Raw genomic sequence first — 25,908 nt, forward strand, 5'->3', positions numbered from 1 at the left:
TGCCTCCTCCTTTCGATGAAACGTTATTTTATTGGGGTTGACTACTTCGCGGGCCTTGCACGATATCCCAGCTGGAGAAATATGGCCTTTGCAACGTATTGTGGCACTTCGAGAGCCGTTTGTACAGACGGGATTTCATCATAAGGTCGCTCCAAAGCGTGAAAACTATTGCCCCCAGCTGCTTCCTCGCCGAACAAAACCGTGGCCTACAGTGCTTGTTGATGAACAGACATCCAGCGTTGTCACAGATACAGTCATCCCGATAGACAGCGGGTTTATAGCGTATTCTGAGGTGTGACCCTCCAATATAAAAGCCGCTTGGTCATTTAAACCAAGCGGCTTTTATATGTTTGGATTGCGGTTCCTCTTCTTGTAATTTCTATACTTTATACATTTTGTGCATAGCTTTCACTTGGCGTTTTGGTCAACACCACATGCAGGCTGGAGTTCGCTCCCGCACCACCACGATAGGAAAAGTGCTCATCTCCGGTAATATGGATCATATCCCCTTGGACAACTTCCGTTTCTTCACCATTTACAGTTACAGTACCGCTCCCTTCAAGAACGAGCAAATATACATTCGCTCCTGGATGGTTATGTGTTGGCAACTCAGCATTAGGGGTGAAGTTGAGAATAAAAATGACATTGTCGGCTTCCTTATGAACAATTCGTTTTGTAAATGCAGCTTCTTTATATTCTTGAAATTGAATAAGGTTTGATTTTTTCATGTAGATTCACTCTCCTGTTTGTAATTGGATTGGGCTTATATAGTCTTATTGTATTTGATTATTACGTTCTTCTTGTGATTGCGATCACAAATATAAATTTAAGTCATAAATACTTTGAAATATTCAAAAATTTGATTTCAATCATCTTTTTCATCATCACATCTAGCTAGAATCAAATTGTGTTAGACAAATCAAAACAACAGGAGGTTATTCCTATGAAACCAGGATTTAAGCTGACAAAGGATATTTATTGGGTAGGAAAAATCGATAATCGTGAGGTACCCTTTCATCGGCTTACCTTATCTAAGGGTACAACCTATAATGCATACTTACTGAAAACTGGAAAACCAACCATTGTAGATACCGTAGATATGGCGTTCGGTAGAGAATTTGCCGAAGCTGTAGCGGAATTGATCGACCCGTTGGATATTCAATATATAATCGTCAATCATACGGAACCGGATCACTCAGGCGGGCTGGCGGCCCTTGCTTCCAAGGCAGCAAACGCCACCATTGTCTGCACTGAGATTGCCGTACCGGAAATTCAACAAATGTACAAGCTTCAGCACCGGAACTTCCTCGTCATCAAGGACGGGGATCAACTGGATATTGGAGGCAAGACACTGCTGTTCAAGGAAACGCCTTACCTCCACACGGAGGAAACCATGATTACGTATTGCGTGGAAGATAAAATCTTGTTCCCTTGCGATATTTTCAGTACACACGTGGCTGTAGAGCATCTATTTGCCGATGAGGCAGGTTTTGATATTACTGAAGACTTTATCGGATATTATCAGGCTATTATTCATCCACACCGCAGATATGTACGTACATTAATCGAAGCTGTGTCTGACTTGGATATTGAAATGATTGCCCCTTCCCACGGCTTCGCGATTCGACATGATATTGCCAAATTTATTGATTTGTACGCATCCATGAGCACCGAAACCAAGGATGATAAAAAAGTAGCGATTGTTTATGCCACCTTAAAAAATAATACCAAAAAAATGGCAAACATCCTGAGAGATTGCTTTTTGGAGAACCAAATCAAGGTGGAGCTATGGGATGTAGATAAGGCGGATGAAACCGAGATATTAAATAGTATTGCCTCAGCGGATGCTGTTTTCGTCGGTAGCTCTACCAAATATGCCGACATGACAGGCAAATTGGAAGACCTGCTGCAACAAATGCAAAAGATGAATTTGGAAGGCAAGCTTGCTGCCGCCTTTGGCTCCTATGGCTGGAGCGGTGAAGCCATTGAGGTCGTACAGGATTACTTGAACGGTACTAATATGAAAGTCCAAAGTACTTCAGATGTAATCAAGTCAACGGGTATGACGCATGTGGAATTTCCGGTACGCATTCGCTTCTCTCCTCTAGAAGATGAAAAAGTGAAAAAAATAAAAAATGCTGCTGAATTTGTCTCAGATCTGCTGCTTAGTGTTATTTAGCACAGAAAGCTAGAGGAATAGGAGAGATGCCGAATGGATAACCAACATTACGTTATAATCGGAGGCGGCGTGGCCGCTATCAACGCGGCAAAAGCGATCAGAGATCATGATGAGCTAGCCGAAATTTCGATTTACGGGGAAGAATCCTCCCTTCCGTATAACAGAGTCAAGCTTTCCAAGGCGCTATTTACTGACTTGCACAGCGACAAAATCCTGATCAAAAAAGAAAAATGGTTTGCCAATCAACGGATTAACGTTTATTCCGGCATAAAGATCACCGCGATACACGCAGAGGAGCGCACCATCGAAACAATAAATGGACAAACCGTTGCTTATGACAAGCTGTTGCTGTGTACAGGAGCCCACAACCGTAAGCTTGTGCTGGATGGAGCTTCACTAAGGAACGTTCACAACATTCGGTTTCGACAAGATGCAGACAGACTTAAAGCGGAATTGCGAGAGGGAGACCGGATATGTATCATCGGCGGTGGTATTCAGGGTGTAGAAACGGCCTGGTCCTTCCGGCAAGCCGGATATGCCGTCACCATTCTGGAAGCTTCGCAACGGCTGATGCCCCGCCAGCTAGATGAAAAGGCATCCGCTATTCTGACCCGCCGAGTTATCGAACAAGGTACCCAGGTATGCCTTGGCCAAGGCGTAAAGCGTATTACAGGCACAGATCATGTAGAGGGTGTAGAACTGCAGGACGGCACTGTTATTCCCTGCGAACATGTCGTGTATTCTATCGGCATTGTACCTAATACGGAGCTTGCTCGCCAAATCGGTCTTGATATCAGACAAGGCATTCAGGTGAATGCGCAGATGGAGACCAGCTTCCCCAATATATATGCGGCAGGTGATGTAGCCGAGTTCCATAATAAAGTAGATGGATTATGGGAAAGTGCTATGGAGCAAGGAAAAATAGCAGGTGCGAATATGGCGGGGGCTTTCGCCGATTATCAGCGTCCCATCCCTGTCACCCTGTCCAACAGCTATGAATGCCCCTTGTTTTCCATCGGTCTAGTAGATGAACAGGCCTGCGACAACAGCCTGGCCCGTGAAAATCAAGTTTCTTATACACGTATATTCATACAAAATGGCTCTATCTGTGGCGTGATTAGCTTCGGAGATGCTCTTGCTTCACTTCCATATAAAGCGGCCATTATCCAAGGACTCAGTCCGGACGCACCAGAGCTTACAAAAATTTTAGATGACAAGGAGAATTAATAATGAAAAAATATGTATGTCAGCCCTGTGGATACGTTTATGATCCTGCTATAGGTGACCCTGATGAAGACGTGATGCCAGGTACAGCGTTCGAAGATCTTCCGGAAGACTGGGTTTGTCCAGTCTGCGGTGAGGATCAAAGCCATTTTGCCCCTATAGATGATACAGAATAACACGAACACGCTATACTTTTTAGTTTCCGGTTGATGAATGGAGTGAATGAATGTGAATGAGATGTCCTGCCCCTGCCAGTGCGAACAGGAGCCCTGTGCCCGCAAAGTGCCTATCTTTTCCTCTTTGTCCTGCGAAGATTTGTGCAAGGTTAGCTCTATGATTCGGCACCGAAGATATCAGAAAGGCGAGGCCTTGATTGTCGAGGAACAGGCATCCGATACGCTGTACATTATTAAAAGCGGGCATGTTAAGCTGCTGAAGATGACACCTCAGGGCAAAGAACAAATTCTGCACATTCTGACCACTGGCGATTTTTTTGGTGAGTTGAACATATTTAATAACGATGAGCTGAGTAATTTTAGTGCGTACGCCTTAAAAGATACTGATATTTGTATGCTCACCAAGGATGATATGGAGGAGTTGATCCGCAACAATCCCGATATCTCTTTGAGGCTGCTCAAAACCATTACCAAACGCTTGGCACATACTGAAAACCTGGCTCAAAGCCTGGCTACCAAAGACCCAGAAATCCGTATCGCCTACATGATTCTCGAACTCGGACACAAATACGGCAAGCCGGACGGCTCCTTTATTAAAATAAATCTCCCCCTTTCACGCGAAGAGATGGCTAATTATGTGGGTGTCACACGTGAAACGATCAGCCGAAAATTTGGGAAGTTTGAACAGCTGGGGATTATTCATATCAAAGGTACACGTGAGATTACCATCTGCGATGTACAAAAACTGAACGAATATATGGATTGAGACACATAGATATCAGGTTGATTTTTGAGCCCGAGAATAGTTTGCTTGATGAATGCGTAGGAGCAAATGTCCTTTGGTTGGCTTCCATAAAAATAACAATGGAAACCGTAGACCTGTTTTTGCGTAATAATACAAAGTTTATGAGCCTGAAATTAAGCCAAAGGTTTCGGTTCTTCACGCTCTTTATAAAATAAGCAAAATGGAGAGGAATAGATATGGCGGATCACCAAACCGGCAAGGATATTTTTCGAGAATGTTGCTCTAGGATTGCCGCGGTCTGTCAGCCTTACGGATTCAAATACTATAAATCCAGGAGAAGTATGGTGCTAATCTCGACGAGGTACTTGAACAAGTCATCTTGACCGGATGGTTTTTGCCACAGTCGAACCCCATGGAATTCTATGTGCTGGACATTCTGGATCTGTTGGTTGATTTCGGCTCGCCAGCACAGGTAACTGCATGTGCGCACCAATACATCCGCCATTTATCGGAGGAAATGCAGAACACCTTCAGGAAAGAATATGAAGCCTATCAAAGGGATGAACAGGCTGTAAGCACGATAGCATTCCGCAAATTGATCCCTCTCATGGTGGAGAGAAACATTTCCTTGCCGCAGTGAAATGAAAGGATATTGGCGCGCCGTATTGAGACTGTGCCTTCATTGTTGAAGATGGGCGATCACCTGTGTGGTGACCGCCCATCTCTCATTCTGCGGATAAAGAAGCTATATTGGTGGCCTTGGGAAGCGCAGCCTGATTTGTAGCCGGTCTGGAGCAATCCCACACTACCTTGACCAAATACACAAACAACAACACGTTTAGCAATGATGTCACACACAAAATAATACCGTAATGATTCCGAGAATTGGAGCTATAGAAAATATCAAAGGTGTTCAGGAAAACCGTAAGACTGAATCCACCCGCAAGCCACAAAAATCTGCGGTCCCGCAAATACAGGTACGCCAGTACAGCTAACGCCGCCGCAGGGAATAGGTACCGTTCATGCATGCTGGAAGCGAAGGTAAATACACCTGCAATGAGTACCAATGCAGCTACTGCTGCGAATTGTGGTTTCCGACTGCGGATATACATCCACCATGTAAACAGAGTCACCAGCACAATGCAGATCATACCCCATGTATGGTAACTGAACACGAACAGCGTTGTAGTATCCTGCGTATAATTGCCACCAATGAGTGCGAAGAAGTTATACGCATTCACCGAAGCATATGGATATTCGCCAACTGTCCCCTTGTATAAATCAAGCAGCCATAATGGCTCTTGCCCCCATGAAAAGGGCAATATGACCAGAATGGTTGTCACAACGGCCCCACCAATGGACAACAGCCAAGGCTGTATTTTGCGCTGTCTCAGCAGCTCGAAGAACAGAACCGGCCCATAAATAATCCCCTGTGGCTTCATCAATACCGCTATCGTAAACAGTACAGCGGACCAGCCGATCCGGTTTTCCACCAGCAGTATAATCATTCCCACAATCAGCATGGTAAAAAATGGATCTACCTGCCCCCAGAAGGTCGAATTGATAAATACAGCTGGGTTAAACACATAGAATATAGCCAGTCCTAGGCTCACTCCATAGCCGACCCGTTTGCTTGCCAACCGGTACAGCATGTACGCTGTCACGATATCGGCTAATATATTCGGAAGCCGCAGCAATACAGACATATAAGGACTGAAAGCATCCGTAGAGCCGATTTTACCGATCACATATAAAATATAAATATAGAATGGTGGATAATCACTGGAACCATTCGTGTAAAAGCCTGACAAGCTGTCCGCTGCTGTCGTAGCCCAGTTTCGGAATAGCATTAAGTCCATGTGACCCGAGATCCATGGGGCGATCGCCATTCTTAAAAAGAACCCCGTACCCAGTACAGTCCACAGCATCAGTCCCCGGTTACGTTCCCCGAGCTTCCATTCTTGAGCCCGAAAACGATACGCAATAAACACGAACGCACCGAAGAACAAAGTGGCGAAAATCGCCATCGGAGTAGCATAAGCAGACGAAGAATTTCCATTCCTTCCACCACTCATACCACTGCCAGGACCGCCCATGCCCATTCCAGATCCGTTACCAGACATGCCACCGGGACCTCTGTGCTGTCCGTCCCTAGCAACACTACTGCCGCCCGATGCAGACGGATCACTCCCAGCCGTTGTACCGTTGTCACCTGAAATCGATGGATTCTCAGTGGAAGAATTGGTCGCCTGACCTGTCGTTCCCTGATTCTTGCTGTCAGAGCTGTCCACCGCATCTGTAGATGCTGGAGGCGAATTCTGCTGGTCTTGTCCTACATTTCCTGTTCCACGGTTCCCCGTGGTCTGACCGTCAGAGGGACGTTGCCCCGGTCCTCCCATGCCTCCGCCTGGTCCCCCTCCGAACCCGCCGGATGGCCCCTGCCTTACAGCCGCAGACTGAGACGCGGAACTACCTGAATAACTCCATAACGAAACGATACTAACGGCAGCACACAATATGAGACTAAATAGAAGTATATATTTCAGACCGTTCGTCTTCCAAACGTTCAAATCCGATGCACCTCTCTCTGTTTCTATTTTCCTCATATTGTATCTGCCTTAGCTTAGGACTTTGTGAGTTCTGGCTGAATGTTGGCTGAATACGTAATCATCACACTGAACATTGCTGTTCCATCTCCATAATCGCTTTTTCCAGCTGAGATTGTGGATGCTTCAGCATGTTGCCATGACCGGCTGCTAATAGAGACGGATTGCAAGACGCCAGTTTTTTGGCGCTTGCCAGCGAAATTTCCTTGTTCCAGGTAGCTAGTGCCGGAAAAGGAAACAGCGGCTTGAGCCTTCCCGCCACCGCAACACCACCCCGAGTCTGAAAGGCATCACCTGCAATCAACGCACGTGTACGGGTATCCAAAAATCCCATCGAGCCCGGCGTATGTCCCGGTGCGCTGATCGCCAGCAGCGAGCCCACGTTATCCCCATCCTCCAGTAAAACGTCAGGCTGGGTAAGGATATTCTTTGGCACGCTGCCCCGAATAGGAGTGTTCGGTTCGCCTGTCTCCAACGATACATCACCCTTCAGCAGCCGAGCATCCCGCCTTGAAATGAATACTTGTGCCTCAGGATACTTTTCCTTCAGCTTATCCAACGCACCTACATGATCCCCATGCGCATGGGTAAGTACAATTCGTACAATCGTCTGCCCAATGCGCGCCGCAGCTTGTTCAATACCCTGAGCACTATATGGCAATCCGGCATCGATCAGGGTAAGCCCCTCTTTCTCCTCCACCAAATAACAGTTCACCGGGAACAGCCGGGGCATAAACGTCAATTGATACACATGCTGCACCTGAACGATACGCATTTTATCTCATCTCCTTTTTTTGATCGTAAACTAATTATATTAGTATTATAATTAACGTAATTAGTTTTAGGCAAATTTTTTCGTAATATGCCCATCGGAACGTTGGTTTTTTGGTCATACGTAGCGTTAAAGGAAAGGATTATACAAAGCAAAAAGCAGACCCGGAATCCTACCTCTGGGTCTGCCTTTATTCATATTATGCACATGTCTTTCAATTCATTAGCTCTACCGGATGGCCTCAGCAATAGGCGTACTGCCGGACACCAAATCAATCGCACGATGATACGTCTGTTTTTCCTCCAGTGCTGCTACCACCGTTGCCGCTACATCTTCACGTGAGATGGTATGGCTGGTAAGATCTTCACCAGTAGCAACCTTGCCAGTACCCTCATCATCTGTTAGCCCGCCGGGACGAAGAATCGTGTAATCCAGATTGCTCGCTTCCAGCAAGCGATCTGCATAATGCTTTGCCACATAATACGGCTTAATCGATTCGGGCCACTGCTTCCGGTTCTCCGCATGTAGAGCGCTGACCATAATAAAGCGCCTGATACCGGCTTGCTCAGCGGCCTCCATCGCCTTGACTGCTCCATCAAGGTCGATGAGCAGCGTTTTATCCGCTCCTGTTTTGCCACCGGAGCCTGCCGTGAACACGACAGCATCGCTGCCTTTTATAGCTGCAGCAATTTCATCAACCGTCCCTTCAAGGTCAGCTACTACCGTTTCTGCTCCCAAACGTTCAAGTGCTTCGGCCTGATCCGGTTTGCGAATCAACGCCTTTACGTGATGCACTTCATGTTGCCCCAGTAGACGAACGAGATGTCTGCCTACTTTTCCATTGGCACCAATCACCAATACGTTCACTCTTATCCCTCCTGTATTCACGGTCTCTCATCTACTTTATACTGATATATTTTACCCTTTGAGTCCAGGACGCAATCATATGGGCTATATCAGATTGAACTCAGTTTTTTTCTGAATGCTCCACATCTCGCTTTTGCTGTAACACGCGAAGACCTGCCCAAAAGGTGTCCATCATCACTTCGATACTCCGATCCACATCCACAGGTAAACCAAAACCACCCTTTTGTTCAAGCGAGGCAAAACCATGAAGAAGACTACGGAATCCCCTCGCTGCATGAATGCAATCTACTTCGTTGAAACCGTAGCCGCTGGATAGCACGGTAATGACAAGTTCCGCTACGCGATCCGCTGCATGTCTCAGCTCGGTATCATTTCGGTCGGTTGCATACAACATCGCTTCATACAAACCAGGTCGCTCGCGCGCATACTGCATATACGCTCTCCCCATAGCAGTCAGCGCATCTTCGCCTGCTCTGCCTACGGCTGCGCTCATCAATGCCTCCTCTAACTTTTCGAGGCTGTGTAATGCCAGCACATGACGCAATCCGTTCAACCCGTCCACATGGTTGTACAAAGATGGAGGACGAATATGCAGCTTTTGCGCCAGCGTAGTGAGCGTGACATCTCCCATCCCACGTTCATTGGCAATATCCTCAGCAGCCTTCAGGATATCTTGTAGCTTTACTCCATTTCTAGGTGACATCATCCTGTCCCCTTTCGTTGAATTCCTATGTAAGGTGATTTTCATATAGATATACAGATTAAGTTCTTATTTTGTCTTAACTAATCCTATTAGTTTATACAAAGAGGGTCCCGTTTGCAACAGCTCCCTCCCCCGGCTCTTTTTTAGAAGAAGAGTAAGAGCCAGTAGGATATTACTGATATAATACAAAGAGATTATAGAGCGGATCTGATATCTTTTCCGATTCCCTGTAAAGGAGAGCTAGCTATATCTATGAAACCCCAGCCTCTATCAGCTATTGAATTCAATCACGTCACCAAATATTTCACCGGATCGGGACAGCAACGCGCTGTCCTGAACGAGATTACAGCAAAGGTCCCTCGCGGGAAAATCACGACACTGGTCGGTCCGTCAGGGTCTGGTAAAAGCACACTGCTTTCATTGTGCAATCTTTTGCTAACTTCGGATGAAGGAGAAATCAGCGTCCTCGGCAAGCCTATAACCGAGTGGGAAATCCCTGATTTGAGACGGAAGGTAGCATTGGTTTTTCAAGATGCCCCCATGCTTCAGGGGACGGTCCTCTACAATCTCCAGACGGTAGAGCGGCTGCATGGTACGGTACTGGAAGATCCGGTTGGCCTGTTAGAGCGCGTAGGACTCACCCGTGACCTGCTGGAACAGAAGGCGCAGGAGCTGTCAGGTGGACAAAGACAGCGCTTGGCCCTGGCACGGACGCTCGCGAACCGCCCGGATATTTTACTACTGGATGAGATTACTTCTGCACTGGACCCCGCCTCAGTCAAAGAGGTTGAGGAACTGTTGCTTCAAATGAACAAAGAAGAGGGAACAACAATGATCTGGATTACACATCATATGGAACAAGCCCGCCGAGTAGGCCACGAAACATGGCTGATGATCAACGGAAGACTGGTAGAGCAAGCAGATACAGAGACATTTTTTAATGCTCCACAGCATAGTGAAACCCGCAGGTTTGTAGCAGGAGAATGGGTATGACGATTGTTGCCTTGATTCTCTCTCTCGGTTTTGTATTTATCGCCATCGTCATGTCCAAGTCATTCAAACTCGGTTTGGACCGAGACATTATTATTGCCACGATCAGAGCATCCGTTCAGCTACTGGCGATTGGATATGTATTGCATTTGATTTTCGGGATGCAAAGCTACGGATTTATCGTATTATTCATTCTGCTCATGATCACTGTAGCTTCTCAAAATATTGCACGCAAAGGACGTTTTATCCCTCGTCTCATGTGGAAGTCATTCCTGACGTTGCTGTGTGTGGAAATTGTTACACAGGCATTCCTGATTGGCCTGCATATCATTCCGGCGACAGCCCGGTACATGATACCGATTAGCGGCATGATCATTGGCAGCTCCATGATTTTGTCCAGCCTGCTGGTATCACGGCTCAAGTCGGAAGTCCTGCTGCGCAAGCCTGAAATCATGCTCATTCTCGCACTGGGGGGAACCCCGAGACAAGCCATCTTCCCTATACTGAAAAATTGCATACGTTCCAGTATGATTCCAACCATTGAGGGGCAGAAAACACTCGGGCTTGTTCAGCTTCCCGGCATGATGACCGGACAAATCATTGCAGGTGCCAATCCGATTGTCGCCGTGCGTTTGCAATTGCTCATCGTATTCACTACCATGACCTCTGCCATTTTGACCAGCGTGCTGCTTAGCCTGTTCATTTATCCGACATTATTTACCCGCGAGCAACAACTGCGCACAGAGTCCTGGGAGGTCTGATAGAGACGGATGTACCTAGTTATTTACCAACCATTTTCCATATATCAAAATAAAATAGACATGTTTAATTCCTGACACGAAGGTTAATAGATACACGTAGACGCTTTACTAAAATTCGATGAGGAGTGATTGAACATGGCTAACAACAACCAAAATGGCAAAATGAGTCGCGAAGAGGCAGGACGTTTAGGTGGAGAAGCTACTGCTAAAAATCACGACAAAGAATTTTACCAGGAGATCGGCGAAAAGGGTGGCGAGGCCACATCCAGAAGTCATGGCAAGGACTTCTATCAGGAGATTGGTGAAAAAGGCGGCGAAGCCACTTCCAAAAACCATGGCAAGGAGTTCTATCAGGAAATCGGTCGCAAGGGCGGTGAAGCCCGTGGCAATTCAGACCAAAGTGATAGCGACGGGAAAATGAGCAGGGAAGAAGCAGGCCGTAAAGGCGGCGAAGCTCGCGCCCGTCAACGCAAAAATAACTAAGTTGATTAGGATACGTTGTCGGTGCAGTTGCAACACAAAGGCACAGACTGCATAGAATACGAAGTATGTGAATGTTTATGTTATAAAAGCCTATCTGCCGGTGTCCCGGTAGGTAGGCTTTTTGTTGTGAAAGTTACTTTCATCAAAAGGCTACTTTCATCATCCGAACATACGTCATACAATATACATATAAAGGCTAAATAACCATTTATACATATTTTATTACAAATGAAAGAATGGAATAGTCAGATTCTTTTCTCATGTCGCCTTACTTATTGTTATAAAAGTGTGCATGCAACTCAGGTCAAATATTCGTGCATCCTGGCTGCTAAGATGGAGTCGAAAGGAGGGAACCGCCCGTGTACGAATGGAACGAAATGGTCCAGCTTATGATTGATTGGATTGATAATAATCTTACCTCAGCACCATCGTTGTTGAGAATGTCCGACCAGTTAGGCTATTCCCCTTACTACTGTACAAAGCAATTCCATTCTCTGACGGGAATGACGTTAAGGGATTATGTATGGATGCGCAGGATTAGCCGGGCAGCCCTTGAACTCCGGGACAGCAATGTCCGCATCCTCGATGTTGCCGTAAAGTATGGGTTTTCTTCACAGGAAGCCTTTACACGAGCATTTGTAAAAGCGTTCGAGGTATCTCCGGCTGTATACCGGAAGAACCCTCGGCCTATTCCATTAGCCATTCGCGCTGAGGTGTTCTCTCCTTACCATTACCATTTGAAGGAGCGGGATAAGATGGTTAAGGAGCATTTACAAGAAGCTGAAGTCAAAATCGAGCATATACCAGCACACAAATTTATTGGGATCTGGGATATCTCTTCTCGAAGCTACGGTGATTTCTGGAGAAACGGTCATAACTGTGATGAAATTTGTGGGACCCTGGAAAGCATGTCTCACCTTAAGCTTCCCGGACAATTAGGTCAAACCGCGGGCTGGTTCTATCAGCATGGTCAGAAGGGCTATCTGTATGGAATACCGGTTGCTGCTGACTACACCAGAGAGATCCCAGCAGGTATGGAGTGCCGAAACATCCCCGAATCAGATTATCTGGTTTTTTTCCACCCACCCTTCAATTATTTAAAAAACAATGGAGATGTTATGAGAATGGTGGAGGAAAAAGCTTGGAACTTTGACCCACACAGTATGGGGTATGCATGGGATGAGGAAACGAAGCAGGATTATCAACGGCATTTCCCTGAGGGATACGGCTACGCGGTGTTACGTCCTGTAAAAGAAGTGTAGTAAAAAATCCCTAGAAGCCGCCACGATCTCAGGCTGATCGTCTCGCGGCTTCTTTTTAAAGGAATGGAGGTATAGGCAATGAAGTCCTTTCGCTTTTGGCTGGCCCTAGTCTCTTGTATAGTTATTGCTGTAAATCTTACGGGGTACGACGACTATAATATACTATTGGCTATGATTAGCCCGTTGGTTTGGGTGTATGAATCTTTTCGATTTGTGCGAAAAGCGCATATCCCCATAGCCGTTGTTTACTTCACTACAATAGGTTTCTGGTATCTCATAGGATATGTTATCGATCGTTTGATTAGAAAATTGAAATCAATTGAAATTATTTTCTAAATCATCATCTACCTTCTCAGGCTCGTACTCGACTGTTTTATAGTCAGGTGAAGAAGGGATCATATTGACCACAACATTCCTCATTTGTAGCTTGTAATCTCCTTCTTCAAAAGCAAGAATATACTTGATAGGAGGTAACTCCATATCTTCATACTTCGTGATCGAAGAAACAACAATTCTAGAAGGATCAGAATCATCCACGGACATGATACGATAATCAATCGGTGCCCCTTGGGCTTTTAAAAAATTAAGCCGTGCCCGCTCTGTTTTAAAGCGGTAATCATCAGACAGTGAAAGCATCTTATCGTAGTCGCGATTCATAGAAGCGTCCATATATTCTGAAAAGGTAGAGACAGCAGCCTCTTTGGGCTTATCGGGAAGTTTAAAAGGTTCCTTACCCCCTCCAAAACCAGTAGCAATTACAGTCAAAACCCCTCCAAGAACAATCAAACAAGCCAACTTCTTACGTAGTGCAATCTTCAATTAATAAAACCTCCTTTGCTGTAAATTTTACCATATATTATCCAATAAATGAATAAGGTAGAGTTCAAATTTCTTGAACTCTACCTTATTCATTATTCCAGAATGGTCTTATTCGTTTTCCAACACATTTCCTTCCAAATGAATAAGACCATTTCCACTACTCTCACGAGTGTCAGCAAATGCTAATCTACCACTGCCTGACGGTACTTGAACATACTTATTGTATGACCCCTCACCATTAACAGATGAGCTGACTCCCAATTTAACAAGTGCACCATCTTTATATGTTCCTACGCCATAAATGACTCTTATGGCTTGTACATCCGAGTCTACAATTGACTGACTCCCATTGAACGTAACTTGACTTTTGTAGTTTCCAAAAAAGTTCCCAATTTGACTTAAATTCATTCCATGGTTTTCCGAATAATAAGTTAAATTTCTCACAGCTAGTTGAACATTACCTTGTGAAGCCTTCGAAGGCTCCACAAATACTCCCGTTTCTACTTTTCCATATGTTGGACTAGTAGGTGCAATGTCATATACCAAGCCTTTAGGTTGCTTGACGATATAATTACCTGCCTCCTTTACAATGTTATAAGGAGCTGCTGGTAATTCACCTATATCTCCATAAGTTAACTTAATGGAAACATTAATATTGTCTGGGTCGGCATTGTCAGCGGATATAATTTTGTAATCAACAAGAGACTCATTTACACCCATACTGTTAACCTGTGGTTTTTTGAAATCGTTAAAATATTCATTTACAGCCTTTAATGCTTCTTGATTCAGTGAATCCTTGTCAAAGCTATCTTGTTTCGCTTCGATTTTAGAACCAGCCTGTACATTATTGCTTTCACTAACTGATAAATGATTATCAGCAGATATGTTATTTTCTATCGTTGGAGAAGCGGAAACCGCGCTCCCAAAGCAAAAGGCTAAAGACATAGTTACAATAGCAATTTTTTTCTTCATAATTAATTCCTCCAAAATAGTATTATTTACTAAATAATCAAAACTGTTACATTTCTAGTTCACCTAAAAATACAAAAATACACCTTATAAAATAGGTTGAATTTTTTCAAAAAATAATTCAGTACATAACGTAGCGATACTCTATACTGTTTTCGCTCCTCTACTTCTCCTTTCATAAAATGCTTTCTTTATTAAGAACAACAGATTCCATTCTCCCTCCCTAATCACTCCTCTATAATATATTCTAATACTGATAATGTATTATCCTAGAAGATACAATAAATGTATCACTTTTCAATATTATAGTAAAGTTTGTAAGTTTAATTCCATTTATTGATTGATTGTATACTGCCAACACACCTATCCTTTTTAAACTATTATTCATTAAATTTGCACCCTAAAGGAAAAATATAAATTTTTTATAAAATTCGGTATATAATCTTAAACAAAGTAGAATTTGGAGAGTCTATAGAGACTCCCAAATCTATTAAATGCTCTGCAAATATTTTTTCAAGTATACGGTAGATTGAGAATGGCATATGAAGTTTGCAAATTATCTACTTTAGATGATCTCAGCAATTAATTTGAAATATATTTAATGAACAAAAGACCGCTGTGATTCTCCTGCATGACACATGAGCCATGATAGACTTTCCCACTTACTCAGGTAAAACTATAGCCCGGTATCCTGTAATCTTGCCTTTATCCTCCATACGCCACGCTCGTTCTATTACAGCCGACTGAAAATTCCAGCCTCCTTGCCAAGCCCAGTCTAGGACGTGCGCGCCTGCTTTTGAAGTATCTGTAGAGTTTAATCCACCTGATCCATCCCGCTACATCTCCTGTAAAAAGAAAACCAGTCCAACACATTGTAAGCGTGTATTGGACTGGTGGACGTGTACACGTTGGCTTCCAGACAAATTAGATCAGCGTATAACCGCCATCCGGGAATAGCACGCTTCCGGTGGTGAACTTGTTAGTCATCAGGTACAACACCGTATGTGCGACTTCCTCATTATACCCCACTCGCCGTAGCAAGGTTACTTCCTTATATTCTTCAAAAGCCTGCGGCCGCTGCTCTCCCTCGGGGCCGTCCCGCCAGATCGTGCCGGGAGACACCACATTGACCCGTACTGGAGCCAACTCCACCGCCAACGCCTTGCCCAAACTTTCAATCGCGCCGTTAGCCGCTCCATATGTAGCACCAAATCCCATCGGCCGTTGACTGAAGGCTCCAGACATGAGAACGATTGAGCCATCCTTGGAGATATGCGGTACCGCATGCTTGGCAGCAAAATACTGCGGCCAGAATTTTCCCTCGAATGGAGTCTTCGCCTTTTCCGTATCTATGGTGATCGGACCACGTGTATAGCTCGCACCCGGAGTAAACAAATGATCGAATGCGCCGACCTTTTCAAAAAACGCCTGTACTTCCTCTTCCTTTTGATTGTTCAATTGAAAGGTCTCCACCGCTTCTGTAGGAATGACCTTCTTCGCCTGCTCCAGCTTTTCTGCAGAACGGCCAGCGATTACGATACTCGCTCCTTGCTTTGCTGCTTCTATGGCTGTTGCCAGCCCTATCCCTGCACTGCCGCCAATCACGACAACACGTTGATTATGTAAATTCATACTATTATCATCTCCTTTATAAGGATTTTATCATAACTATTTTATAAGCATATATATTTTTATTCGGGTGAACTTTCAAGGGCTATATTCTTGCGGTAGGATGTCGGTGACTGACCAGACCAGCGTTTGAATTGTCTGCTAAAATGCGCAATATCCCCATAGCCGAGCAGATCAGCAATTTGCTGCACTGACCATTGCGGATCAGCCAGCAGCAGCTTGGCCTCATGCAAGACAAGCTCGGATAGATACACCCGCGGAGATACGCCAAAAACGCTACGGAATACACGATTACAATGAGATACGCTAATGCCCAGTTCGGATGAAATACCCTCGATCCCATCCTGTTTTTCCACCGAGTCTGCCTGTCTATAAGGCTGATTGACCCTGCCCTGAAGACGACTGGCAATCTGATGAGCAAGCTCTGCTTGCACATATCCACGCCCTGGCAAATGAGCGGCTTCACTGGATACAGCCTCCCACAACGTTGCGAACAGTTCGAACACAGCAGATTGAATCCGCATACGCTTTGCCACTGAATCACCACTTATACCCATGTCCTCAAGCGCAGAAAGATCCAGCAGCTTGCCTAGCGCTGGTCCCATCTGCTTTGCCACCGCACCATCCGCTGAAAAAAGCACTTGCTCCAGACGGCTCAGTAGCGAAAGAAACAATTTATCATCAATGTCAAAATGCATGCAAAAATACGTAAACCCCTCTCCGTTGCTACGGCTGGAGTGGATAACTCCCGGGCGCAAGAGCATCAAATCCCCCTGGCGCTGAATATAGCTGCGACCATCCACAACCATAATCTGCTCTCCCGCAAGCACGATGTTAATTTCATATTGCGGATGTTCATGTGGCGGATAACTCCAGTCTCTGCCGACACTTCGCGTATGAATGGCAAACAGATTGACCGTAGTCCGCACATCAGGAAAAAAGAATTCCTCTCCGGCGACCGTAAGGTCTGAATCATGGGGACACTTCGATAAACGTGGTGACGACATGTTCTCCCTCCTGGCTTACATATATCGATATACTCCAGTATATCGTTTCCAGCGCGATTTGGATAAATAGTTGAGCGATTTGACAATGGTTCCTCGGCACATGTCATGCTAGGCTCTAATTGAAGTTAGTCAATGTTACATTTTATCATGAAAGGGGTTTCAATATATGTCAAAAAATATATTTTATAACACGCAGCATGCGCCTATCGGTTCATTCTCCAGCTTTACACTTGGGTTTAAGGGTAGTCGCGGCGGACTCGGCCTGGAACTGGGCAAGCCTGCTGATGAAAATGTATACATCGGACTACAATCCAGGGATGGCGGATCGTATGAGGCGCTTCCTTTTTTCGCATCCATACAGGATGAAAGTACCCGCTATGATGTGGAGAAAAAGGATAAAAAAACGGAGCCTCTGCTCGTTGCCTTTGCCGATCAGGACATCACCCGTGAGCTAAAAGCAGGAACCGATACATGGCAGGCAGGCGATTTGACATTTCGGCTGTACTCTCCCGTTCGCCCGGTGCCCGAGCCGGGAATTGCGGGCATAGATGAGCTGCGGGCAGCGTTGGTTCCGGCAGTATTTGCTGAGCTAACGATCGATAATACACAGGGTGCTGCTACACGGAGAGCCTTTTTCGGCTACCAGGGCAGTGATCCGTATAGCGGCATACGCATTATAGGAGAAGATCCGCGCAGGGACGCTATGGATTCTACCCGATTGAAGGAAAGACTCACAGGCATCGGCCAAGGACGAAGCACTGCTATTGTGACCAACAGCACCGAAGCGGTACCTGCCAGCGGATTTGCAATGGAGAAGCTGCTTGGGGAGACCATGGCCGATAACTTATCCTTTGGCCTGGGCACAACGGGTGCGCTTTTGATGGACGTTCCCGCAGGAGAGAAGCGCACGTATGCCTTCGCTATATGTTTTTATCGCGGCGGCATTGTGACAACAGGTATTGAAGCATCATATTACTATACCCGGCTGTTCAAGGATATTGAGGACGTGGGAAGCTATGCGTTGAAGCATTTTATAGACCTAACCGCAGCCTGTGTTCAGGCGAACGACTGGATCGAATCGGCGAGCTTGAGTCTGGATCAGGAATTTATGCTCGCTCAGGCCATTCACAGCTATTACGGCAGCACCCAATTGCTCAGTCAGCAAGAGGATGGCGAACCGATCTGGATTGTGAACGAAGGCGAGTACCGCATGATGAATACACTCGATCTGACGGCAGACCAGCTTTATTATGAATTGATTTTGAATCCATGGACGGTGCGCAACGAGCTGGAGTGGTTTGTCCAAAGGTACAGCTATCGGGATGAAGTACGCTTCCCGGGAGAGGAACAGATCTATCCGGGGGGGATGACGTTTACACATGATATGGGCGTGGCCAATGTGTTCTCCCGGCAGGGGTACTCCTGTTATGAGCTGGCAGGGATTGACGACTGCTTCTCTTACATGAGCCACGAAGAACTGGTGAACTGGCTTTGCTGCGCCACGGTATATATCGAGCAGACACAGGATCAGTCATTTACGACACGTATGCTGCCTGTCTTGTGCGACTGCTTTGAAAGCATGCTACGGCGGGATCATCCAGATCCGGCACAACGAAACGGCTTAATGGGCCTGGACAGCTCAAGAACCCGGGGAGGGGCAGAAATTACGACTTACGATAGTCTGGATGTATCCTTGGGTCAATCCCGCAATAACATTTATTTAGGAAGCAAATGCTGGGCGGTATATGTTGCGCTGGAAAAGATATTTGCCTCAAAGGGGCTTAGCTCCCTTTCACAGGAAGCCAGCTCACAGGCAGACAAATGCGCAGCGTCGATCACCGCTCACATGACAGACAAGGGCTATATTCCTGCAGTCATTAAGGAAGGCAACGACTCGCAAATTATTCCTGCCATTGAAGGGCTGATCTTCCCCTATTTTACAGGATGTGAGGATGCGCTTGAACCGGATGGACGGTTCGGCGGATATATCCAGGCACTTCGACGCCATTTGCAAACCGTACTCGTACCGGGAGTTTGTCTATTTGAAGACGGAGGCTGGAAGCTATCCTCGACAAGTAACAACTCCTGGTTGAGCAAAATCTATCTGTCACAGTTTATTGCTCGTGAGCTGCTGGAGCTGCCTTGGCAGGAAACGGGGCAGGCGGCTGACGCTGCCCATTTCTCATGGCTCCTCCATCCTGAAGAATCCTATTGGTGCTGGAGCGACCAAATGCTCTCCGGTATTGCCCACGGCAGCAAATATTACCCACGCGGAGTTACCGCTATTTTGTGGCTGTATGAAGGCAAAGGAAATCGGCTGACTCTCCCTCAGCATATGAGTCAAAATGAGAAACAACATGCCTGAAATGAACGAACCCTCACTTGTGCAAAGGAGGTCCAAATCAAATATGAGCAAGTGGATGGATATGCCAAAAGAGAGCGGCTATGACGCTTGGCTGCACTACCGCCGAAATCGTCATGTAAAACAGATGCCGGCTTGGTGCAGAGTCATCGTGGTTCATGAAACAGATGATGAAGTGCTTCAGACGGCTGCGAGTGAGCTTCAGCAAGGATTGGCTTCCCTGTTCGGACAGCAGCCGAAGATGAGTACCGTTCCTGTCCATGAACCATTCGTTGCGCTGGGTACGTTCCAAGACCATCCATATATCGCACAACGGTTTAGTGCAGAGGAACAGGCAGAAGTGAGCGCAGAAGGCTATCGAATTCGCGGAGTAGAGGTGCCAGAACTGGCAGATTCAACTGGGCAAGATCACGATGATATCAAAGGACCTTGCTTTACAGTCGCGGGTCAGACCTCCAAAGGGGTATTGTATGGAGTCTTTCATTTGCTGCGCTACCTGCAAGGAGGACTAGACGGCAAGCTGAAGCCCACTGCCGGGGAATCATTGCACACTCCCACTCTAGACCTATTATCCAATCCAGCTAATCCCATACGCATGATCAACCACTGGGATAACATGGATGGTAGTATTGAACGTGGATATGCCGGGGCATCTATTTTCTACAACCATAATACCTTTACTACAAATATGGAGCGCCTTCGGGACTATGCCCGTCTACTCGCTTCTATAGGCATTCAGGCGTTATCCATTAACAATGTGAATGTACATCAGGTAGAAACTGAGCTGATCACAGATCGGTTTTTACCTGATGTAGCCAAGGTAGCTGCCATCTTTCGCGCCTATGGTATCCAAATCTACTTGAGCATTAACTATGCCAGCCCTATTCAGCTCGGCCGATTAACCACAGCCGATCCTCTGGACCCCGGCGTAGCTGAATGGTGGCAGACCAAAGCACAGGAGGTTTACGCAGCCGTTCCCGATCTGGGTGGTTTTGTGGTCAAGGCCGATTCTGAAAATCGGCCCGGGCCCTTCAGCTATGGGCGCCATCACGCCGATGGAGCCAACATGCTGGCGGATGCGCTACGGCCCTATGGCGGGCGTGTGATTTGGCGCTGCTTTGTCTACGACTGCAAACAGGACTGGCGTGACCGCAAGACGGATCGGGCTCGCGCGGCCTTTGACCATTTTAAACCGCTGGATGGGTTGTTTCGGGAAAATGTCATTTTACAGATCAAAAATGGCCCGATGGATTTCCAAGTGCGGGAGCCTGTATCCCCCCTGTTCGGCGCGCTGGAAGCCACTCAGGTACTGATGGAATTTCAAATTGCGCAGGAGTATACCGGACAACAAAAGCATCTATGTTATCTGGTTCCGCAATGGAAGGAAGTGCTCGATTTTGATACCTACGCACAGGGAAAAGGCTCCACCATCAAGCGTATCGTGAGTGGCGTTTTGCATAGCAACAGCGATTCAGATTCTCCTCGCAGGGAGACTATGGTCCATGCAAGCCGCGGCAGTTTCCAGGAGCAGCCAACGAATTATGTTCCCAAGCACACCAACTTTGGAATAGCCGCTGTTTCTAATATTGGTGCAGACATCAATTGGACCGGTCATTTGCTCGCCCAGTCCAATCTTTACGGCTATGGCCGGTTGGCATGGGACCCGAATCTATCCGCAAATGAAATCGCAGATGAATGGGTCCGGCTGACATTTAGCGGTCAAGGTAAAGATGACGACGATACAGATTTGATTCCTACCATTAAGCAGATGCTGCTCGATTCATGGAATATCTACGAGTCCTACACTGCTCCTCTCGGGGTCGGCTGGATGGTCAGCCCCAATCACCACTATGGGCCGGATGTAGATGGATATGAATATTCGATGTGGGGCACCTACCATTTTGCCGATTGCTGGGGGATCGGGGTAGATCGGACCATTGCAACCGGAACGGGCTATGCAGGACAATATTTTCCTCCTGTTGCCGAGATCTACGAATCTACAGACACCTGTCCGGATGAACTGCTCTTATTCTTTCATCACGTCCCTTATACGCACATGCTCCACTCTGGCCAAACGGTCATACAGCATATTTATGATACTCATTTTGAAGGTGCAGAACGTGCGGCCCATCTCCGAGACACATGGGTTAGTCTACATGAACAACTAAATGAAAGGGTGTATGAACAGGTGCTGGCGCGGCTAGAGCATCAGGCTGAGCACGCCAAGGAATGGCGGGATCGAATCAATACGTATTTTTATCGCAAAAGTGGTATACCCGACGAAAAAAATCGTCCTATCTATTAAGAAGGTTGTCTCATGCAATAGTTGCATACGCACTGAGATTTTCTTCCCCTTATTTTATTACGGGAATTTACTATCTATATAAGACACACGTCTTACTCAGACCTGTGTCTTTTTTGCCTGGTCTAATTTAAGCACACGGTTGCTAACGTAAAATGTCATATTTGTCCACCTTGAGTGTGCAATAAATTCTTCTTTTTATGCAACCGCTTGCTCTATACTATTTTTGTAGACGTTTACAAAATGTTGTCGAATTAGACTAGCTTTGGGGAGGATGATCGGTTTGACCTTGTATCGAAGTCTATGGAAAAAAGGGTGTATGCTTCTACTAAGCCTTGTGCTGTCTCTGACCGCCTTCATTGGCTCACCCTCTAATACGGCGAGCGCCGCGGTTGCAGATGATTTTCAGGCTTCCGTTATGGGACCACTGGCGAAAATCAACGACTGGGGTTCCTTCAAAAAGCAACTGCAAACGTTGAAAAACAATGGCGTGTATGCCATCACTACCGACGTCTGGTGGGGCTATGTAGAAAGTGCAGGAGATAACCAGTTCGATTGGAGTTATTACAAAACCTATGCAGATGCCGTGAAAGAAGCGGGACTGAAGTGGGTTCCTATTATCTCTACGCATAAGTGTGGAGGAAATGTGGGAGATGATTGCAACATCCCACTGCCAAGCTGGCTGTCGAGCAAGGGTAGTGCGGATGAAATGCAGTTCAAGGACGAAAGCGGCTATACCAATAACGAAGCCCTCTCCCCATTGTGGAGCGGAACCGGTAAACAATATGACGAGCTGTATGCCTCATTCGCTCAAAACTTTGCCGGGTATAAAAGTGTCATTCCCAAAATTTATTTGAGCGGCGGTCCTTCAGGGGAATTGCGCTATCCGTCCTACTATCCAGCAGCAGGGTGGAGCTACCCGGGACGAGGCAAGTTCCAAGCTTATACTGAAACAGCCAAAAATGCATTCCGCACAGCTATGAATGACAAGTACGGATCATTGGACAAGATTAATGCTGCTTGGGGCACCAAACTTACCAGCCTTAGCCAAATCAATCCACCGACCGATGGGGACGGGTTTTACACGAATGGCGGGTATAATTCCGCGTATGGAAAGGATTTTCTGTCGTGGTACCAAAGTGTGCTTGAGAAGCATCTAGGTGTCATCGGAGCAGCTGCCCACAAGAACTTCGATTCTGTGTTCGGTGTCCGGATCGGGGCCAAAGTTTCCGGTCTGCACTGGCAGATGAACAATCCTGCCATGCCGCACAGCACTGAACAAGCGGGTGGATATTATGATTACAACCGTCTCATTCAGAAATTCAAGGATGCCGATCTAGACTTGACATTTACTTGTCTGGAGATGAGTGACAGTGGCACAGCACCGAATTATTCGTTGCCGTCCACCCTGGTTGATACCGTCTCCTCCATCGCGAATGCCAAGGGTGTTCGCCTGAATGGTGAAAATGCACTCCCGACAGGCGGCAGCGGCTTCCAAAAAATCGAGGAGAAAATCACGAAGTTCGGTTATCACGGGTTTACGTTATTGCGCATCAACAATCTCGTCAACAATGACGGCTCACCAACCGGTGAGTTGAGTGGATTCAAACAATATATCATCAGCAAAGCCAAACCTGACAATAATGGCGGTATAGGCAACAAAGTAACGATATACTACAAAAAAGGCTTCAACTCGCCTTACATTCACTACCGCCCGGCTGGCGGAAGCTGGACGGCTGCGCCTGGTGTGAAAATGCAGGCTGCCGAAATTAACGGCTATGCTAAAATTACCGTCGATATCGGTTCTGCCTCCCAATTGGAAGCCGCCTTTAACGACGGCAATAACAACTGGGACAGCAACAACACCAAAAACTACTTGTTCAGTACAGGCACTTCTACGTACACGCCCGGTAATAGCGGCAATGCAGGAACGATTACATCAGGCGCTCCAGCGGGTACAAATCCCGGGGATGGCGGCGGTACAGCTAACAAAGTAACGGTATACTACAAAAAAGGCTTCAACTCACCTTACATTCACTACCGTCCGACTGGCGGTAATTGGACTGCTGTGCCTGGCGTGAAAATGCAGGACGCCGAGATTAGCGGCTATGCTAAAATTACCGTCGATATCGGTTCTGCCTCCCAATTGGAAGCTGCTTTTAATGACGGCAATAACAACTGGGACAGCAACAACACTAAAAACTACCTTTTCAGCACTGGAACTTCTACCTACACACCCGGCTCTAACGGAGCCGCAGGAACTATCCGAACAGGGGCACCCTCAGGGAGTGTCCTCAGCGTAGTGACTTCCACCTACGCAACCGACCTCAACGAAGTTACAGGACCTATCCAAACCGAAAAAATTTCAGGTGTATCCTTAAACGTAAGCACTTCTACCTACGCACCCAACTCTAACGGAGTTGAAGTAACGGCTCAAACGGAGGCGCCTTCGGGCGTCTTCACCCCTATGGATCTGGGCACCCTTTCCAATCCTACTTCTCTCAACACAGACTGGAGCAAACAGAGCATTTATTTTATCATGACAGATCGTTTCAGCAACGGTGATCCATCCAATGATAACTACGGTGGCTTCAATTCCAACAACAGTGATCAGCGCAAGTGGCATGGTGGCGATTTTCAAGGTATTATTAACAAACTCGACTACATTAAAAATATGGGGTTTACCGCGATCTGGATTACCCCAGTAACGATGCAAAAGAGTGAATACGCTTACCACGGCTATCATACGTATGATTTTTATGCGGTAGATGGGCATCTCGGAACAATGGACAAGCTCCAAGAGCTGGTTCGCAAGGCACATGACAAAAATATTGCTGTGATGCTGGACGTAGTTGTGAATCACACAGGTGATTTCCAACCCGGGAACGGGTTCGCCAAGGCTCCTTTTGACAAAGCAGACTGGTATCATCACAATGGTGACATTACAGGCGGAGACTACAACTCCAACAATCAATGGAAAATCGAAAATGGTGATGTAGCTGGACTGGATGACCTAAATCATGAAAACCCTGCTACCGCAAACGAGCTTAAAAACTGGATCAAATGGCTGCTTAATGAGACAGGCATCGACGGACTGCGGTTGGATACCGCCAAGCATGTACCCAAGGGTTTTCTAAAGGATTTTGACCAAGCCGCTAATACCTTCACCATGGGTGAAATTTTCCATGGCGACCCTGCTTATGTGGGCGATTACACCCGGTATCTTGATGCTGCACTAGATTTTCCGATGTATTATACAATCAAGGACGTGTTCGGACACGATCAATCCATGAGAAAAATCAAGGATCGCTACTCCGATGATCGTTACTACCGCGATGCCCAAACCAACGGTGTATTTATCGATAATCATGATGTAAAACGTTTCCTGAATGACGCCTCCGGCAAGCCGGGTGCTAACTATGACAAATGGCCACAGCTCAAAGCCGCTTTGGGCTTTACTCTGACATCTCGCGGGATTCCAATTATCTACCAAGGCACTGAGCAAGGCTATAGTGGCGGAGATGATCCCGCCAATCGGGAGAATATGGTTTTCAACGCCAACCATGACCTGTATCAGTACATCGCTAAGCTAAACAATGTGCGCAACAACCACCCTGCTCTGCAAAACGGTAGCCAAAGGGAAAAATGGGTGGACGACTCCTTTTACAGTTTCCAGCGCTCTAAAAATGGCGACGAGGCCATTGTATTTATCAACAACTCCTGGAATAGTCAAACCCGCACGATTGGCAACTTCGATAATCTGTCCAACGGAACCCGCCTGACAAACCAACTGAGCAACGACTCTGTTCAGATTAACAACGGCTCGATCACCGTAACTCTCGCTCCAAAGGAAGTTAAAGTTTTCACCAAGTAACAGTCACATTCAGTTACATTGATTATTCAGATGTGCTAAAATAAGTTATAGAAGGATATGCTAAAAAAGAGCAAGGATGCTGGTAACATCCCTACTCTTGGCAACAGCCGCTTTGAAGAGCGGTCGGCTGTTCAAAGGCGATCTAAAGAAATAGACCGTTTTCCCCTTGAGCAGGGCG

At 46.4% G+C, this 25,908-nt stretch carries 22 protein-coding genes; 13 read left to right on the top strand and 9 right to left on the bottom strand.

From position 1 onward, the window contains the following. The first annotated feature begins 88 nt into the window (after positions 1–88). A complete protein-coding gene (locus ACN6NF_RS24200) occupies positions 89–298 on the top strand; it encodes a hypothetical protein (protein ID WP_474320032.1) in 210 nt (69 codons plus the stop codon). Positions 299–386: 88 nt separating this feature from the next. On the opposite strand, the gene ACN6NF_RS24205 is transcribed toward ACN6NF_RS24200, so the two are convergent. Then, complete coding sequence (locus ACN6NF_RS24205) at positions 387–728, bottom strand: cupin domain-containing protein (protein WP_031462453.1); 342 nt, start codon at positions 726–728, stop codon at positions 387–389. A 215-nt stretch (positions 729–943) separates the two neighbouring features. Here ACN6NF_RS24205 and ACN6NF_RS24210 point away from each other — a divergent pair, with 215 nt between their 5' ends. From ACN6NF_RS24210 to ACN6NF_RS24230, 5 genes are all read left to right on the top strand, one after another. After that, the gene (locus ACN6NF_RS24210) at positions 944–2,179 is read left to right on the top strand and encodes an FprA family A-type flavoprotein (RefSeq protein ID WP_474320034.1); all 1,236 of its coding nucleotides are present in this window, start codon (positions 944–946) and stop codon (positions 2,177–2,179) included. A gap of 33 nt (positions 2,180–2,212) precedes the next feature. Then, on the top strand, positions 2,213–3,406 hold the full coding sequence (locus tag ACN6NF_RS24215; protein WP_474320035.1) for an NAD(P)/FAD-dependent oxidoreductase: 1,194 nt from the start codon (positions 2,213–2,215) through the stop codon (positions 3,404–3,406). A gap of 2 nt (positions 3,407–3,408) precedes the next feature. Then, complete coding sequence (gene rd / locus ACN6NF_RS24220) at positions 3,409–3,579, top strand: rubredoxin (protein WP_149034708.1); 171 nt, start codon at positions 3,409–3,411, stop codon at positions 3,577–3,579. Positions 3,580–3,640: 61 nt separating this feature from the next. Next, positions 3,641–4,345, top strand: coding sequence for a Crp/Fnr family transcriptional regulator (locus ACN6NF_RS24225; protein ID WP_474320296.1), 705 nt, complete (start codon positions 3,641–3,643; stop codon positions 4,343–4,345). A gap of 391 nt (positions 4,346–4,736) precedes the next feature. Continuing rightward, entirely contained in the window at positions 4,737–4,964 is a 228-nt protein-coding gene (locus ACN6NF_RS24230; RefSeq protein WP_474320036.1) for a hypothetical protein, read from the top strand. A gap of 85 nt (positions 4,965–5,049) precedes the next feature. Here the strand turns inward: ACN6NF_RS24230 and ACN6NF_RS24235 are convergent, their stop codons facing one another. From ACN6NF_RS24235 to ACN6NF_RS24250, 4 genes are all read right to left on the bottom strand, one after another. Further along, the gene (locus ACN6NF_RS24235; RefSeq protein ID WP_474320298.1) at positions 5,050–6,723 is read right to left on the bottom strand and encodes a glycosyltransferase 87 family protein; all 1,674 of its coding nucleotides are present in this window, start codon (positions 6,721–6,723) and stop codon (positions 5,050–5,052) included. Positions 6,724–6,994: 271 nt separating this feature from the next. Next, the gene (locus ACN6NF_RS24240; RefSeq protein ID WP_474320037.1) at positions 6,995–7,705 is read right to left on the bottom strand and encodes an MBL fold metallo-hydrolase; all 711 of its coding nucleotides are present in this window, start codon (positions 7,703–7,705) and stop codon (positions 6,995–6,997) included. A 225-nt stretch (positions 7,706–7,930) separates the two neighbouring features. Further along, positions 7,931–8,569: an SDR family oxidoreductase gene (locus ACN6NF_RS24245; protein WP_474320038.1), complete on the bottom strand. Its 639-nt coding sequence runs from the start codon at positions 8,567–8,569 to the stop codon at positions 7,931–7,933. Between the two features lie 100 nt (positions 8,570–8,669). Further along, entirely contained in the window at positions 8,670–9,272 is a 603-nt protein-coding gene (locus ACN6NF_RS24250) for a TetR/AcrR family transcriptional regulator (RefSeq protein WP_474320040.1), read from the bottom strand. Positions 9,273–9,524: 252 nt separating this feature from the next. On the opposite strand from ACN6NF_RS24250, the gene ACN6NF_RS24255 reads away from it, so the two are divergent. From ACN6NF_RS24255 to ACN6NF_RS24270, 4 genes are all read left to right on the top strand, one after another. Further along, entirely contained in the window at positions 9,525–10,265 is a 741-nt protein-coding gene (locus ACN6NF_RS24255; protein ID WP_474320042.1) for an ATP-binding cassette domain-containing protein, read from the top strand. Beyond that, positions 10,262–11,023 carry an ABC transporter permease gene (locus ACN6NF_RS24260; protein WP_474320044.1) on the top strand — a complete coding sequence of 254 codons (762 nt, stop codon included), beginning with the start codon at positions 10,262–10,264 and terminating at the stop codon, positions 11,021–11,023. The genes ACN6NF_RS24255 and ACN6NF_RS24260 overlap by 4 nt, the downstream gene beginning before the upstream one ends. 135 nt (positions 11,024–11,158) lie before the next feature. Continuing rightward, complete coding sequence (locus ACN6NF_RS24265) at positions 11,159–11,506, top strand: KGG domain-containing protein (protein WP_474320045.1); 348 nt, start codon at positions 11,159–11,161, stop codon at positions 11,504–11,506. A 359-nt stretch (positions 11,507–11,865) separates the two neighbouring features. Further along, the gene (locus ACN6NF_RS24270) at positions 11,866–12,768 is read left to right on the top strand and encodes a helix-turn-helix domain-containing protein (RefSeq protein WP_474320046.1); all 903 of its coding nucleotides are present in this window, start codon (positions 11,866–11,868) and stop codon (positions 12,766–12,768) included. Positions 12,769–13,083: 315 nt separating this feature from the next. Here the strand turns inward: ACN6NF_RS24270 and ACN6NF_RS24275 are convergent, their stop codons facing one another. From ACN6NF_RS24275 to ACN6NF_RS24290, 4 genes are all read right to left on the bottom strand, one after another. After that, positions 13,084–13,587 carry a hypothetical protein gene (locus ACN6NF_RS24275; protein WP_474320047.1) on the bottom strand — a complete coding sequence of 168 codons (504 nt, stop codon included), beginning with the start codon at positions 13,585–13,587 and terminating at the stop codon, positions 13,084–13,086. 108 nt (positions 13,588–13,695) lie between these two features. Beyond that, a complete protein-coding gene (locus ACN6NF_RS24280; RefSeq protein WP_474320048.1) occupies positions 13,696–14,559 on the bottom strand; it encodes a hypothetical protein in 864 nt (287 codons plus the stop codon). A gap of 921 nt (positions 14,560–15,480) precedes the next feature. Then, entirely contained in the window at positions 15,481–16,188 is a 708-nt protein-coding gene (locus ACN6NF_RS24285) for an SDR family oxidoreductase (RefSeq protein ID WP_474320049.1), read from the bottom strand. A gap of 59 nt (positions 16,189–16,247) precedes the next feature. After that, positions 16,248–17,192, bottom strand: coding sequence for a helix-turn-helix domain-containing protein (locus ACN6NF_RS24290; protein WP_474320051.1), 945 nt, complete (start codon positions 17,190–17,192; stop codon positions 16,248–16,250). Positions 17,193–17,358: 166 nt separating this feature from the next. On the opposite strand from ACN6NF_RS24290, the gene ACN6NF_RS24295 reads away from it, so the two are divergent. The 3 genes from ACN6NF_RS24295 (at position 17,359) to ACN6NF_RS24305 (ending at position 25,730) form a co-directional block, all read left to right on the top strand. Further along, a complete protein-coding gene (locus ACN6NF_RS24295) occupies positions 17,359–19,557 on the top strand; it encodes a glycoside hydrolase family 52 protein (protein ID WP_474320052.1) in 2,199 nt (732 codons plus the stop codon). 43 nt (positions 19,558–19,600) lie between these two features. Continuing rightward, positions 19,601–21,859: an alpha-glucuronidase family glycosyl hydrolase gene (locus ACN6NF_RS24300; protein ID WP_474320053.1), complete on the top strand. Its 2,259-nt coding sequence runs from the start codon at positions 19,601–19,603 to the stop codon at positions 21,857–21,859. Positions 21,860–22,139: 280 nt separating this feature from the next. Then, complete coding sequence (locus tag ACN6NF_RS24305; RefSeq protein ID WP_474320054.1) at positions 22,140–25,730, top strand: family 14 glycosylhydrolase; 3,591 nt, start codon at positions 22,140–22,142, stop codon at positions 25,728–25,730. Positions 25,731–25,908 lie beyond the last annotated feature (178 nt).

This window comes from Paenibacillus sp. TSM33 (assembly GCF_056099025.1).

Bases quoted from the DNA above. Each gene is read 5' to 3' on its own strand.
- ACN6NF_RS24205 (WP_031462453.1), bottom strand. From the start codon at position 728: ATGAAAAAATCAAACCTTATTCAATTTCAAGAATATAAAGAAGCTGCA.
- ACN6NF_RS24210 (WP_474320034.1), top strand. From the start codon at position 944: ATGAAACCAGGATTTAAGCTGACAAAGGATATTTATTGGGTAGGAAAA.
- ACN6NF_RS24215 (WP_474320035.1), top strand. From the start codon at position 2,213: ATGGATAACCAACATTACGTTATAATCGGAGGCGGCGTGGCCGCTATC.
- rd (WP_149034708.1), top strand. From the start codon at position 3,409: ATGAAAAAATATGTATGTCAGCCCTGTGGATACGTTTATGATCCTGCT.
- ACN6NF_RS24225 (WP_474320296.1), top strand. From the start codon at position 3,641: ATGTCCTGCCCCTGCCAGTGCGAACAGGAGCCCTGTGCCCGCAAAGTG.
- ACN6NF_RS24230 (WP_474320036.1), top strand. From the start codon at position 4,737: ATGGAATTCTATGTGCTGGACATTCTGGATCTGTTGGTTGATTTCGGC.
- ACN6NF_RS24235 (WP_474320298.1), bottom strand. From the start codon at position 6,723: ATGGGAGGACCGGGGCAACGTCCCTCTGACGGTCAGACCACGGGGAAC.
- ACN6NF_RS24240 (WP_474320037.1), bottom strand. From the start codon at position 7,705: ATGCGTATCGTTCAGGTGCAGCATGTGTATCAATTGACGTTTATGCCC.
- ACN6NF_RS24250 (WP_474320040.1), bottom strand. From the start codon at position 9,272: ATGTCACCTAGAAATGGAGTAAAGCTACAAGATATCCTGAAGGCTGCT.
- ACN6NF_RS24255 (WP_474320042.1), top strand. From the start codon at position 9,525: ATGAAACCCCAGCCTCTATCAGCTATTGAATTCAATCACGTCACCAAA.
- ACN6NF_RS24260 (WP_474320044.1), top strand. From the start codon at position 10,262: ATGACGATTGTTGCCTTGATTCTCTCTCTCGGTTTTGTATTTATCGCC.
- ACN6NF_RS24265 (WP_474320045.1), top strand. From the start codon at position 11,159: ATGGCTAACAACAACCAAAATGGCAAAATGAGTCGCGAAGAGGCAGGA.
- ACN6NF_RS24280 (WP_474320048.1), bottom strand. From the start codon at position 14,559: ATGAAGAAAAAAATTGCTATTGTAACTATGTCTTTAGCCTTTTGCTTT.
- ACN6NF_RS24285 (WP_474320049.1), bottom strand. From the start codon at position 16,188: ATGAATTTACATAATCAACGTGTTGTCGTGATTGGCGGCAGTGCAGGG.
- ACN6NF_RS24290 (WP_474320051.1), bottom strand. From the start codon at position 17,192: ATGTCGTCACCACGTTTATCGAAGTGTCCCCATGATTCAGACCTTACG.
- ACN6NF_RS24295 (WP_474320052.1), top strand. From the start codon at position 17,359: ATGTCAAAAAATATATTTTATAACACGCAGCATGCGCCTATCGGTTCA.
- ACN6NF_RS24300 (WP_474320053.1), top strand. From the start codon at position 19,601: ATGAGCAAGTGGATGGATATGCCAAAAGAGAGCGGCTATGACGCTTGG.